At 62.3% G+C, this 12,713-nt stretch carries 14 protein-coding genes and 2 riboswitches; of the genes, 9 read left to right on the top strand and 5 right to left on the bottom strand.

Annotation, left to right across the window (positions count from 1 at the left end; all coding sequences use genetic code 11):
• Positions 1-30: 30 nt before the first annotated feature.
• From gcvP to gcvT, 3 genes are read right to left on the bottom strand one after another with little or no spacing between them, the layout of a single operon-like run.
• On the bottom strand, positions 31-2,895 hold the full coding sequence (gene gcvP / locus Tal182_RS12160) for an aminomethyl-transferring glycine dehydrogenase (protein WP_085859579.1): 2,865 nt from the start codon (positions 2,893-2,895) through the stop codon (positions 31-33).
• Complete coding sequence (gene gcvH / locus Tal182_RS12155) at positions 2,895-3,257, bottom strand: glycine cleavage system protein GcvH (protein ID WP_064802805.1); 363 nt, start codon at positions 3,255-3,257, stop codon at positions 2,895-2,897. The genes gcvP and gcvH overlap by 1 nt, the downstream gene beginning before the upstream one ends.
• 27 nt (positions 3,258-3,284) lie before the next feature.
• Positions 3,285-4,421 (bottom strand): glycine cleavage system aminomethyltransferase GcvT, encoded by a 1,137-nt coding sequence (gene gcvT, locus Tal182_RS12150; protein ID WP_085859578.1) that lies wholly within the window; start codon positions 4,419-4,421, stop codon positions 3,285-3,287.
• A gap of 75 nt (positions 4,422-4,496) precedes the next feature.
• A riboswitch (glycine riboswitch) is annotated at positions 4,497-4,577 on the bottom strand.
• A riboswitch (glycine riboswitch) is annotated at positions 4,578-4,670 on the bottom strand.
• A 158-nt stretch (positions 4,671-4,828) separates the two neighbouring features.
• Between gcvT and Tal182_RS12145 the strand changes: the two genes are divergently transcribed.
• Complete coding sequence (locus Tal182_RS12145) at positions 4,829-5,209, top strand: hypothetical protein (protein ID WP_064802801.1); 381 nt, start codon at positions 4,829-4,831, stop codon at positions 5,207-5,209.
• 73 nt (positions 5,210-5,282) lie between these two features.
• Positions 5,283-6,302, top strand: coding sequence for a copper chaperone PCu(A)C (locus Tal182_RS12140; RefSeq protein WP_085859577.1), 1,020 nt, complete (start codon positions 5,283-5,285; stop codon positions 6,300-6,302).
• 62 nt (positions 6,303-6,364) lie between these two features.
• On the opposite strand, the gene Tal182_RS12135 is transcribed toward Tal182_RS12140, so the two are convergent.
• Positions 6,365-6,631, bottom strand: a complete 267-nt coding sequence (locus Tal182_RS12135; RefSeq protein WP_064802797.1) for a hypothetical protein — start codon at positions 6,629-6,631, stop codon at positions 6,365-6,367.
• Between the two features lie 120 nt (positions 6,632-6,751).
• On the opposite strand from Tal182_RS12135, the gene crcB reads away from it, so the two are divergent.
• From crcB to Tal182_RS12100, 7 genes are all read left to right on the top strand, one after another.
• The gene (gene crcB, locus Tal182_RS12130; protein WP_064802795.1) at positions 6,752-7,129 is read left to right on the top strand and encodes a fluoride efflux transporter CrcB; all 378 of its coding nucleotides are present in this window, start codon (positions 6,752-6,754) and stop codon (positions 7,127-7,129) included.
• A gap of 87 nt (positions 7,130-7,216) precedes the next feature.
• Complete coding sequence (locus Tal182_RS12125) at positions 7,217-8,215, top strand: RluA family pseudouridine synthase (protein WP_085859576.1); 999 nt, start codon at positions 7,217-7,219, stop codon at positions 8,213-8,215.
• Positions 8,212-8,865 carry an HAD-IA family hydrolase gene (locus Tal182_RS12120; protein WP_085859575.1) on the top strand — a complete coding sequence of 218 codons (654 nt, stop codon included), beginning with the start codon at positions 8,212-8,214 and terminating at the stop codon, positions 8,863-8,865. The genes Tal182_RS12125 and Tal182_RS12120 overlap by 4 nt, the downstream gene beginning before the upstream one ends.
• 9 nt (positions 8,866-8,874) lie before the next feature.
• Entirely contained in the window at positions 8,875-9,660 is a 786-nt protein-coding gene (locus tag Tal182_RS12115; protein ID WP_064802789.1) for an ATP12 family chaperone protein, read from the top strand.
• Positions 9,661-9,727: 67 nt separating this feature from the next.
• A complete protein-coding gene (locus tag Tal182_RS12110; RefSeq protein WP_064802787.1) occupies positions 9,728-10,186 on the top strand; it encodes a hypothetical protein in 459 nt (152 codons plus the stop codon).
• Between the two features lie 36 nt (positions 10,187-10,222).
• The gene (locus Tal182_RS12105; RefSeq protein WP_085859574.1) at positions 10,223-11,755 is read left to right on the top strand and encodes an acyl-CoA carboxylase subunit beta; all 1,533 of its coding nucleotides are present in this window, start codon (positions 10,223-10,225) and stop codon (positions 11,753-11,755) included.
• A 118-nt stretch (positions 11,756-11,873) separates the two neighbouring features.
• Positions 11,874-12,266 carry a DoxX family protein gene (locus Tal182_RS12100; protein WP_085859573.1) on the top strand — a complete coding sequence of 131 codons (393 nt, stop codon included), beginning with the start codon at positions 11,874-11,876 and terminating at the stop codon, positions 12,264-12,266.
• A gap of 41 nt (positions 12,267-12,307) precedes the next feature.
• On the opposite strand, the gene Tal182_RS12095 is transcribed toward Tal182_RS12100, so the two are convergent.
• Positions 12,308-12,622 (bottom strand): multidrug efflux SMR transporter, encoded by a 315-nt coding sequence (locus Tal182_RS12095; protein WP_085859572.1) that lies wholly within the window; start codon positions 12,620-12,622, stop codon positions 12,308-12,310.
• Positions 12,623-12,713 lie beyond the last annotated feature (91 nt).

Below are 12,713 nucleotides of genomic sequence, written 5' to 3'. Positions count from 1 at the left end.
AACGGCGCGGGAGGGCCTGTACAATTGCTGTTATTCCGCAGCCTCTGCGTAGCTTTCCACCGGCGGGCATGTGCAGATCAGGTTGCGGTCACCGTAGACATTGTCGACGCGGTTGACCGGGGACCAGTATTTGTCGACGCGGAAGGCGCCGGGCGGGAAGCAGGCCTGTTCCCGGCTGTAAGGCCGATCCCATTCGCCGACAAGGTCTTCCACCGTGTGCGGGGCGTTCTTCAGCGGGTTGTTGGCCTTGTCCATGCGGCCGTCCTCGATGGCACGGGCTTCCTCGCGGATCGCCAGCATCGCCTCGCAGAAGCGGTCGAGCTCGGCCTTGGTCTCGCTTTCCGTCGGCTCAATCATCAGCGTGCCGGCGACCGGCCAACTCATTGTCGGCGCATGGAAGCCGCAGTCGATCAGCCGTTTGGCGACGTCGTCGACGGTGACACCTGAACTGTCGACCAGCGGGCGGGTGTCGATGATGCATTCATGCGCGACGAGGCCGGTTTTCGATTTGTAGAGCACGTCATAAGCGCCCTTCAGCCGGGCGGCGATATAGTTGGCGTTGAGGATCGCCACCTTGGTCGCCTGGGTCAGACCTTCGCCACCCATCATCAGACAGTAGCTCCAGGAGATCGGCAGGATCGACGCCGAGCCGAAGGCTGCCGCCGAAACGGCACCCGGCCGGCCGTCGGTCTCCGGGTGGCCGGGCAGGTGCGGCGCCAGATGCGCCTTGACGCCGATCGGACCCATGCCGGGGCCGCCGCCGCCATGCGGGATGCAGAAGGTCTTGTGCAGGTTGAGGTGGGAAACGTCGGAGCCGATGTCACCGGGGCGGGACAGGCCGACCATGGCGTTCATGTTGGCGCCGTCGAGATAGACCTGGCCGCCGTGCTGATGCACCAGTTCGCAGATTTGCTTGACCGTCTCTTCGAACACGCCGTGCGTCGAGGGATAGGTGATCATGCAGCAGGAGAGATTGGCCGCGTGCTCCTCGGCCTTGGCGCGGAAATCCTCCATGTCGATGTCGCCGTTTTCGCGCACCTTGACGACGACAACCTTCATGCCGGCCATCTGCGCCGAGGCAGGGTTGGTGCCGTGCGCCGAAGTCGGGATCAGGCAGACGTCGCGATGGCCTTCACCATTGGCGATGTGGTAGTTGCGGATCGTCAGCAGGCCGGCATATTCGCCTTGCGCGCCGGAATTAGGCTGCATCGAGAAGGCGTCGTAGCCGGTGACGGCGCAGAGTTTTTCGGTGAGATCATCAAGCATCTCGCGGTAGCCGAGCGCCTGGTCTGCCGGCACGAAGGGATGGATATCGGAAAATTCCGGCCAGGTGATCGGCAGCATTTCCGCCGTGGCATTGAGCTTCATCGTGCAGGAGCCGAGCGGGATCATCGCACGGTCGAGCGCGAGGTCGCGATCGGACAGCCGGCGGATGTAGCGCGTCATTTCGCTTTCGGCCCGGTTCATGTGGAAGATCGGATGAGTGAGATACTCGCTGGTCCTGAGCAGGCCCTTCGGCAGGCGGTAGGACGGCTCGAAATCGGCGATCTTGAAATTGCCGCCGAAGGCGCGCCAGACGGCTTCGAGTGTCGCGGGGCGCGTGCGCTCATCAAGGCTCATGCCGATCTGGGTGTCGCCGACCTTGCGCAGATTGACGCCTTCGGCGACGGCGGCGCGCAGGATGAGGCCCTGCATGTGGCCGACATCGACGGTGATCGTATCGAAGAAGCTTTCCGGTTCGATCCTGTAGCCGAGCTTTTCCAGGCCCTTGGCCATCAGTACGGCTTTCTGGTGCACCTGCTGGGCGATCGCCTTGATGCCCTTCGGACCGTGGAAGACGGCGTACATCGAGGCCATGACGGCGAGCAGCACCTGGGCGGTGCAGATGTTCGATGTCGCCTTTTCGCGGCGGATATGCTGTTCGCGGGTCTGCAGCGACAAGCGGTAGGCGCGATTGCCGCGGGCATCGACGGACACACCCACGAGGCGGCCGGGCATGGAACGCTTAATGGCGTCCTTGACCGCCATATAGGCGGCATGCGGACCGCCGTAACCGACGGGAACGCCGAAGCGCTGCGAGGAGCCGATGGCGATATCGGCGCCCATTTCGCCAGGTGATTTCAGCAGCGTCAGCGCCAGAATGTCGGCTGCGACCACGGCGATTGCGCCGGTCTGGTGCAGGCGGGAGATCAGGCCGGTGAAGTCATGCACGTGACCATGCGTGCCAGGATACTGGAAGATCGCGCCGAAGACATCGACCGGATCGAGATCGGTGAAGGGATTGCCGACGATGACGCTCCAGCCCAGCGGCTCGGCGCGGGTGCGAATGAGGGCAATGGTCTGCGGATGGCAGTCGGCATCGACGAAGAAGGCCTTGGCCTTCGACTTGGAGACGCGCTCGGCCATCGCCATGCCTTCGGCGGCGGCAGTAGCCTCGTCGAGCAGCGAGGCATTGGCGACGTCGAGGCCGGTGAGGTCACAAATCATCGTCTGGTAGTTCAGGAGCGCTTCCAGGCGACCCTGGCTGATCTCCGGCTGGTAAGGCGTATAGGCCGTATACCAAGCAGGATTTTCCAGGATGTTGCGCTGAATGACAGGCGGCGTGATCGTGCCGTAGTAACCCTGGCCGATCAGCGAAACCAGCACCTTGTTCTTGTTGGCCGTCTCGCGCAGCTTGTCGAGCGCCTCACGCTCGGTCATCGGCGCGCCCCAGACGAGCGGCGCCTTCTGACGGATGGCGGACGGCAGCGTCGCGTCGATCAAGCCGTCGAGGCTGCTATAGCCGATCACCTTCAGCATGTCGGTCATTTCGGCCGGCGAGGGGCCGATGTGACGGCGATTGGCGAAATCGTAGGGCTGATAGTCGGTGAACTGGAATTCGGTCGGCGTCGTCATTACGCGGTGAGCTCCTTGTAGGCGGCCTCGTCGAGCAGGCCGTCGGCATCGGCGGGGTTCTTGAGCTTGAGCTTGAAGAACCAGCCGGCGCCTTGAGGATCGGAGTTGATGAGCGAGGGATCGGCAACGATCGCTTCGTTGACCGCGGTGATCTCGCCGTCGAGCGGACAATAGACCTCTGAGGCTGCCTTGACGGATTCGACGGTTGCCGCATCGTCGTTCTTCGCAAAGCTCTTGCCGACTTCGGGCAGTTCGACGAAGACGAGATCGCCGAGCTGTTCGACGGCGTAGGTGGTGATGCCGACGGTTGCGACATCGCCGTCGAGTTCGAGCCATTCATGTTCAGCGGTAAATTTCAGCATGGAAAAATCCTTTCGGAAAACAGGGTTTCAGCGTTTGTAGGTCGGCGTCACGAAGGGCAGGGCGGAGACAACGACGGGCAGGAACTTGCCGCGCACTTCGGCATAGACCTGGGTGCCTGCCGCCGCATGCGAGACCGGCAGATAGCCCATGGCGACGGGACCTTCGACGCTGGGGCCGAAGCCGCCCGAGGTGACTTCGCCGATTTCGGTCTTGCCCTCGGCATCGGCATAAAGCTTGGCATGGCCGCGCACCGGCGCCTTGCCCTCCGGCTTCAGGCCGACCCGCCGGCGGGCGGCGCCGTTTTCGAGTTCGGAGAGGATGCGGCCGGAGCCCGGAAAGCCGCCGGCGCGTGCGCCGCCGGCCCGCCGCGCCTTCTGCATCGCCCATTCGAGCGCTGCCTCGACCGGCGAGGTGGTGGTGTCGATGTCGTTGCCATAAAGGCAGAGGCCGGCTTCCAGTCGCAGGGAGTCACGGGCGCCGAGGCCGATCGCCTGGACGTCCGGATGTTCGAGCAACCGCATGGCGACATCTTCGGCCTTGTCAGCCGGGACCGAGATTTCGAAGCCGTCCTCGCCGCTATAGCCGGAGCGCGAGACAAGGCAGGAAACGTCATGCAGGCGGCAGTGGCGCACATCCATGAATTTCATCGCCGCGACGTCGGCCCAGAGTTCGGCGAGAACCTCGACCGCACGCGGTCCCTGCAGCGCGATCAGCGCGCGGTTCAAAAGGGTGATGTCACACTGGTCGCCGATATGGGCCTGCAGATGGGCGAGATCGGCCTCCTTGCAGGACGCGTTGACGACGACGAAAAGGTGGTCATCGAGATGGGTGATCATCAGATCGTCGAGAATGCCGCCGGTATCGTCGGTGAAGAAGCCGTAGCGCTGGCGGCCTTGCGGGAGCCCGAGAATATCGACAGGCACCAGGCTTTCGAGCGCCAGCGCCGCATCCTCGTAGCTGCCCGACTTCGCCTTCACGATGACCTGGCCCATGTGGGAGACGTCGAAGAGGCCAGCCTCGGCGCGGGTATGAAGATGTTCTTTCATGACGCCCGCGGGATATTGCACCGGCATGTCGTAACCCGCAAACGGCACCATGCGGGCGCCGAGCGAAAGATGCAGGGCATGCAGCGGGGTTTTCTTCAGGGCAGCAGTATCGTCCAAACGACGCCTCCGGGGTTTGCGCCTTTTGCTAAGGCGCGGGCTCAAATCTGAAGGCGCGGCTGCGCGCTTCTCTCCTGAGCCCCCTCTGTCCCTTTGCCTGAGATTGTTATCCCTTCGGCGAGCGTTTCGAGAACGCTTCTCTCCAGAGTTCCGTCTGCCCCCTTGCTGGTCCTTTGGCCTGAGAGTTTCCGGGGCGGTTGCTCCTTCGGCACCGGTGGCACAAGCACCGGATTCTCCCAACAGGGTTGGCCGCAATTATCCGGCGGGCGCAGCGCTTGGCAAGGCCAAATGTCGTGACCTGACAAATTTTTGTCGCCATAGTCAGGGGAGGGCGCGATCTGCGGCAAATCTGCTTTTGCATTCGGCTGGGAAAACCGCTATCGCGACATGCTGTTGAAGGGGATCTCATGCGGCGGACAGGACTGAAAGCGACGCTCTTCCTGCGCATGCTTTGCGCCTTGGGCCTGCTTTTGCTCGGATTCGCCCATCAAGCGCCGCAGGCTATCGCTTCCGATGGTTATGATGCCGCGGCCTACATGCTGCCGGATGGCACCTTTGCCTCGCTCTGCGTCACCGTGAAGGAGGCCGAAGGCAAGACTGTCGGTTTCAAGCCGAATTGCGAAGCCTGCCGGCTGTCTGCCTCGGTGATTCTGCCGACACCGGATGCGTGTTCGTGGCTCGAGCGCAAGCTCGCCTCGCTCGTCAATGCCCCGATCGAGGCCGCAGCCGTTGCCGGCGTCAGCGCCGTCAGCCGGGCAAATTCGCGTGCGCCTCCTTCCCTCATCTGATCTGCCTCCGCAACCTAAGACGCAGAATGCCGGTTCGCCCAAAAGAAGATCGCGGCCGGCGAGGAGATATCCGATGAAAACAATCAAGACTTTCGCGCTTGCCGCGCTTCTTTCCGCAACCGCCTTCGCCGGCGCCGAGGCGCATGTCAGCTTCCTCGACCGCGAGGTGCCGCTGGACACCACGATTCTCGCCACGCTGCAGGTGCCGCATGGCTGCGATGGCAAGGCGACCACGGAAGTGCGGGTGAAACTGCCGGAAGGTTTCGTCTTCGCCAAGCCGCAGCCAAAGGCTGGATGGGAGCTCGAAGTGATCAAGGGCGACTACCAGAAGACCTACGACAATCATGGCGACAAGGTGAAGGCAGGCGCCATCGAGATCCGCTGGAAGAACGGCAATCTTTCTGATGATTTCTACGATACCTTCGTCATTCAGGGGAAGGTTTCGGGCGTCGAAGCCGGCAGCTCGCTCGCCTTTCCGGTGACGCAGCTGTGCGGCGCTGCGGTCACGGCCTGGGATCAGGTAGCAACGGCCGGCGGCGATGCGCATGAGCTGAAAAGCCCGGCGCCGCTGCTGAAAGTGGTTGCCGGCGAAGATCATGGCCACGACCATGACGACATGGCTGGGATGAGCATGCCCGGCATGGACACGACCGGCAAAGCCGGCATGGACATGTCCGCCATGGCGGCTGGGGCGCAGGCCGGAGAAACGGTCAAGGCCGGCGACCTTGAAATCTCCGGCGCCTTCGCCAAGGCGATGCTGCCCGGCCAGCCGGTCGGCGGCGGCTTTTTCACGGTGAAGAATAACGGCAAGACGGATGATCGCCTGGTATCGGTGTCTTCCCCGATGGCCGGCGAGGTTCAGATTCACGAGATGGCGACGAAGGACAATGTCATGCGGATGCGCCAGCTGAAGGATGGCGTCGCCATTGCCGCGGGCGAGACCCTAAAGCTCGAGCCCGGCAACCTGCATCTGATGTTCCAGAAGGTGAAGACCCCGTTCAAGCAGGGCGATACGGTGCCGGTGACGCTGAGCTTCGAGAAAGCCGGCAAGATTGACTTGGTGTTGCAGGTACTTTCGGCGCAAGGCAAGTGAGTACAGGCCGGTTAAGACAGAAAAGCCCGCGGCGCGGGCTTTTCGCTGGAAAGGCGGTTTTCTCAGACGTCTTCGTAGGACTGCAGCGCCTGCTTGAGGCCGGCCTGCGGCTGGCGATTGCCCTTCTCCATCAGATCGAGCGCCACTTCGGTCGACTGGATGATGCTGGAGGGATCGTCGATTCCTTCGGTGCCTTCGGCCTTCAACTGCCGGTCGGCGAGACGGCGGGAGTCGCGGGCGGCGGTGCTCGTGGCGACGCGCTGCGGTATTCTCAGCGTTTCCAGGGCAATGGCGGCGGTGCTTGCCGAAATGGACAGGAGCTGGGTCATGCCGGCACAGTATCGACAGGATCTTGGCGCCGGCATAAGAAAGTCGCTGGCATTTTACTGAATTAAAAGAATTTCAGTCCGTCACGTTCGGATGCGCTCTCAAACTCGGATATCCCGCCCATGATCCAGGCTCTCCTCGTCGCCGTCGGCGGCGCCATCGGTTCCGTCCTCAGATATTTTGTCGGCCAATGGGCGCTGAGGCTCATGGGGCCGGCCTTTCCCTGGGGGACTCTCGCCGTCAATGTCGTCGGCTGTTTCGTCATCGGTGTCTTTGCCGAACTGGTCGCGCGGAAGTTCAACGCATCGATGGAACTGCGCCTGCTGCTGATCACCGGTTTTCTCGGCGGCTTCACCACCTTCTCGGCTTTCTCACTCGACGCCATCTCGCTCTTCGAACGCGGCGAGGCGGTCGCCGGCGGCATCTACATAGCAGCCAGCGTCGGTCTTTCGATGGCGGCAGTGTTCACGGGCCTCGCCATCATGCGCGCTTTGGTCTGATTCCGGTTTCCGTTTTGCATGAAAATGCTCTAAGGCTGCGGCAAGAACGCCGGCTTGGCCCGCGCTGCAATTTCCGAAAGACTATTCATGGCTGGCATAGAACATATCAAGGTTGAACTCGACGAGGCGGGCATGCGGCTCGATCGCTGGTTCAAGGTGCATTTTCCCGGGCTCGGCTTCGGTCCGCTGCAGAAGCTTCTGCGCTCCGGCCAAGTGCGTGTCGACGGCGGCCGTGTCAAATCGGATGCGCGCGTGCAGGCCGGCCAGATGGTGCGCGTGCCGCCGCTCGATGTCGATGCAAAGCTGAAATCCGGTCCGATCGCCGGCAAGGATCTCAAGCATTCCAGCGATTTCGAACTCCTGTCGCGCATGGTCCTGCATGAGGACGAAAAGGTGATCGTTCTCAATAAGCCGCCCGGGCTTGCGGTGCAGGGCGGCTCGGGCGTCGCCAGGCATATCGACCAGATGCTCGAAGCCTGGATCAGCCCCAAGGGTGAGAAGCCGCGGCTCGTCCACCGCCTCGATCGCGACACGTCAGGCGTTCTCGTCATCGCCCGCACCCGCGGCGCCGCCCAGAAACTGACGGCGGCCTTTCGCGAGCGCGATACCAAGAAAACCTACTGGTCACTGGTCAAGGGCGTGCCGCGCAAGCACGAGGACAAGATCTCGACCTGGCTCGTCAAGGAACCGACCGCCGATGGCGACCGGATGCGGATTGCCAAGCACGGCGAGGACGGGGCTGACCATGCCGTCTCCTACTACCGCGTCCTTGAGACGGCAGCCCAGCGTCTCGCATGGCTGGAAATGGAGCCCTATACCGGGCGCACGCATCAGCTTCGTGTTCATGCCTTGCACATCGGCCATCCGATCATCGGCGATCCCAAATATTTCGACGACGATCCGAACTGGGATTTTCCCGGCGGTATCCAGAAGCGGCTGCATCTACACGCCCGCCATATCGACATTCCGCATCCCTCGGGCGGCCGGTTGCGCGTCACCGCGCCTTTGCCGCCGCATATGGTGCAGAGCTGGAACCTGCTCGGCTTCGATGAAAATTCGGCCCCTATCCTGGACGATGAAGCATGAAACTTGCGCTGTTTGATTGCGACGGCACGTTGGTCGACAGTGCCGGGCTCATCCACGAAACCATGCGCCGCACTTTCGAGAAGTTCGGCAAGGCGGAGCCTCGATTTGACGACACCAAGGCCATTATCGGCCTGTCGCTGGATATCGCTATCGCGCGCATGCAGGGCAGGCCGCATGTCGAGCAGGAAGACATCGACATGACGGCGCATTATAAATCGCTGTTTACGATCGTGCGTAGGGATCTCGACCACAGAGAGCCGCTGTTTGCCGGCATCCGCGAGATGATCGACGCGATCAGCGGCCGCGAGGATCTGCTGATCGGGGCGGTGACCGGCAAATCCCGGCGCGGGCTGAAGCTGGTGATGGAGACGCACGGCTTCGACAAGCATTTTGTCGTTGCGCGCACCGCCGACGACTGCCCCTCCAAGCCGCATCCGGCCATGGTGACGGAATGTTGCGACGAAACCGGGATGAATGCCGCCGATACCATTGTCATTGGCGACGCGGTTTACGATATGCAGATGGCAAAGGCTGCCGGCGCCAAGGCGATCGGTGTTGCCTGGGGCTATGCCAGTGTGGATGAGTTGATCGCCAACGGCGCCGATGCGATCGCCTACCATCCGAACGAGATATTGCGCCATTTTTCCTGAGGTGAGCCCATGCGCGATCTGCTGAACGATCTTTCCGAGGGCCTGAGCCATCCCGATCCCATCCGCCGGGCCCAGATCCAGATGAAGAAGCCGCTGCCGAAGCGTTTCTACACCGACGTGGCGGTCGCCGAGGACGGGGGCAGTTTCGCGATCACGCTCGACGGCAAGTCGGTGCGCACGCCGGCACGGCAGGTTCTTGCCGTTCCCACAGAGGCGCTCGCACGGCTTGTCGCCGCCGAATGGCGGGAGCAGGGCGAGGAAATCGATCCGACCACCATGCCGGTGACCCGGCTGGTCAACACTGCGCTCGACGGCGTGGCTACCAATACGCAGGCGATCTTCGAAGATATTCTCCGCTTTTCCTCGAGCGACCTCATCTGCTACCGCGCCGACGGGCCGGAGCTGCTGGTCGAGCGCCAGAGGCAACGTTGGGACCCGATCATCGACTGGGCGGCCAGCGATCTCGGCGCCCGTTTCATTCTCGTCGAAGGGGTGATGCATCACGAACAGCCGCGTGAGGCGACCGCGGCCTTTGCCGTGACGCTGGCGCGGCATCAGAGTCCGATGGCGCTCGCCGCCCTCCATACGGTCACGACGCTGACCGGCTCGGCGATCCTGGCGGTTGCCTTGGCCGAGGGCCGGGTGACGGTGGAGGAGGCGTGGTCGCTTGCTCATCTCGACGAAGACTGGACGATCGAGCATTGGGGGCGCGACGAAGAAGCCGAGGAGCGAAGAGCCAAGCGCTTTGCCGAGTTCAAGGCGGCAGCTGATGTTTTTTTCGCCCTAAGCGCCTGAAACATATTGCCTTCTCAGACATTATGGCGAAATCTGCGACTCCAACGGGGTGGTGCGGGATTTTGCGATGGATTGGCTGAGGTCGTGTTTTTGCCGGACCGTGCTCGTCTGTATTGCGCTGACGGCCTGCGGCAGCCTCTCGGCCAACAAGCCGAAGGCGCCGCTCTATGATGTGCGCAGCGCCGTCGTTCTCTCCGGCCCGAACATCCCGGCCGAGCTGCTTGCCGGGATCAACGACCGCGTCAATGCCGCGATCAATGCAACGATGCGCGACACCGTGCTGCCGCGGGTGGTGCTGACAATTCGCGTGGTTTCGATTCAAAAGGGACTCGGTTTCCAAAAGGACCGCAACGTCGCCAAAATCAGCGTCGACGCGGCTTCGGTCGAGGATGGCTCGGTGATCGCCGTCAGCGCCTTCGACGTAACCAGTATCGCCGCCGATCCGAAACTTGCCGACGACATCATGGCCGAGGACGTCGCTGCACGGATTCGCTCGGTTTTCTCACTTAGCGGACGCAGCCGCTAGCGCATATCGACCGCGAGAGCGGCGAGGAGAGATCGCATGAAGGAAATTCTCGAAGAACTGGAACGCCGCCGCGGCATCGCCCGCCTCGGCGGCGGGAAGGAGCGCATCGATGCTCAGCACAAGCGCGGCAAGCTGACGGCGCGCGAGCGCATCGACCTCTTTCTCGACGAGGGCTCCTTCGAAGAGTTCGACATGTTCGTGGAGCACCGCTCCACCGATTTCGGCATGGATAAGAGCCGTATCGCTGGCGACGGCGTCGTCACCGGCTGGGGCACGGTCAACGGCCGCACGGTCTTCGTCTTCGCCAAGGACTTCACCGTCTTCGGTGGCTCGCTTTCGGAAGCGCATGCGGAAAAGATCATGAAGGTGCAGGACATGGCCCTGAAGAACCGCGCGCCGATCGTCGGCATCTACGATGCCGGCGGCGCCCGAATCCAGGAAGGTGTGGCGGCCCTCGGTGGCTACGCCGAAGTCTTCCAGCGCAACGTGCTGGCCTCCGGCGTCATCCCGCAGATCTCGGTGATCATGGGTCCCTGTGCCGGTGGTGACGTCTATTCGCCTGCCATGACCGATTTCATCTTCATGGTGCGCGATACCTCCTACATGTTCGTCACCGGCCCCGACGTGGTGAAAACTGTGACCAACGAGACAGTGACGGCTGAAGAGCTCGGCGGCGCCGTGGTGCATACGGTGCGCTCGTCGATTGCCGACGGCGCCTATGAGAATGATGTCGATACGCTGTTGCAGGTGCGCCGGCTGATCGATTTCCTGCCGCTTTCGAACACTTCGCCGTTGCCGGAGATCGAATGTTACCAGTCGGTGACCGAGACCGATGCGTCGCTCGACACCCTGGTGCCGGCGAGCGCCAACAAGCCCTACGATATCAAGGAACTCATCCGGAAGGTGGCGGACGAGGGGGATTTCTTCGAAATCCAGGAGAGCTTTGCCAAAAACATCGTCTGCGGCTTCGGCCGCGTCGAAGGCTCCACCGTCGGTTTCGTCGCCAACCAGCCGATGGTGCTTGCCGGCGTGCTCGACAGCGACGCCTCGCGCAAAGCGGCGCGCTTCGTGCGCTTCTGCGACTGCTTCAACATTCCGATCGTCACCTTCGTCGACGTGCCGGGATTTCTGCCGGGCACGGCGCAGGAATATGGCGGCCTGATCAAGCATGGCGCCAAGCTGCTCTTTGCTTATGCCGAGGCGACGGTGCCGAAGCTCACCGTCATCACCAGGAAAGCCTTTGGTGGCGCCTATGACGTGATGGCGTCAAAACATCTGCGGGGCGACCTGAACTATGCCTGGCCGACGGCGCAGATCGCCGTGATGGGCGCCAAGGGTGCGGTCGAGATCATCTTCCGCAAGGATATTGCCGATCCGGAGAAGATCGCCGCCCATACGAAAATGTACGAGGACAGGTTCCTCTCGCCCTTCGTCGCTGCAGAGCGCGGTTATATCGACGAGGTGATCATGCCGCATTCGACCCGGCGGCGGCTGGCGCGCGGACTGAAGATGCTGCGCAACAAGGATCTCGCCAATCCCTGGAAGAAACACGACAACATCCCGCTCTGACATTTGGCCGCGTGTTGCCTGCTGTCGAAAAAGTGAACGGCCGTCAGCGATCCGTGTGTTCAATCAGGGCCGGGGACGGGCTAACGCTCGGCTGCAATTTCTTTAATGGAGAGGTTTAATGTCAACTTTCGAGCGTCTTTCCGCCTATCGCCCCTATGGGCTGGCCGCTCTCAGAATCATCACCGCGCTGCTGTTTATCGAGCACGGCACCATGAAGCTTTTCGCCTTCCCGGCTGAACAGATGGCGGGCTCGCTGCCGCCGCTGATGCTTTTCGCGGCTCTTCTGGAGCTTGTCGGCGGGCTCCTTATTCTCATTGGCCTGCTGACGCGGCCCGTGGCCTTCCTGCTGGCCGGCGAAATGGCGGTCGCCTATTTCATGGCGCATGCGCCGAAAAGCTTCTTCCCGGCCCTCAACCAGGGCGACGCGGCAATTCTGTTCTGCTTCGTCTTCCTCTACCTGTTCTTCTCGGGTGCCGGCGCTTTCTCCGTCGACAACCGCAAGGCAGTTTGAGCGATTGCTGAGGGGCGTCGACGACGCCCCTCAAGCTTATTTCAAGCTGTCAGCTTGAGACCGGCGATGCTGCCGACGATCAGCATGATGCAGGCAAGGCGGGAGACGCTTGCCTGATCGCCGAGCAGCCAGATACCGAGGAGCACGGTGCCGACCGTGCCGATGCCGGTCCAGACCGCATAGGCGGTGCCGATCGGCAGGTGCTTCACTGCCAAGCCGAGCAGCACGACGCTCACCACCATGGAAATGACGGTCAGCGTCGTCGGCAGCGGCCGCGTGAAACCCTCGGTGTATTTAAGGCCGATCGCCCAGCCACATTCGAAAAGACCAGCGAGAAAAAGCAGAAACCAGGCCATACGCCTCTCCTTATTCAAGAGCGAGGCCGTCCCCGCGACGGTTGCATCCTTGGGATGCCGCAGTCGTCTGCGATGGAACCTATATGCGTGA

The organism is Rhizobium sp. TAL182 (genome assembly GCF_002117725.1).
In the GTDB taxonomy this organism is placed as follows: domain Bacteria; phylum Pseudomonadota; class Alphaproteobacteria; order Rhizobiales; family Rhizobiaceae; genus Rhizobium; species Rhizobium esperanzae.
The sequence above is the reverse complement of the archived record's forward strand: the minus strand, read 5'-3'. Positions and strand labels throughout refer to the sequence as shown.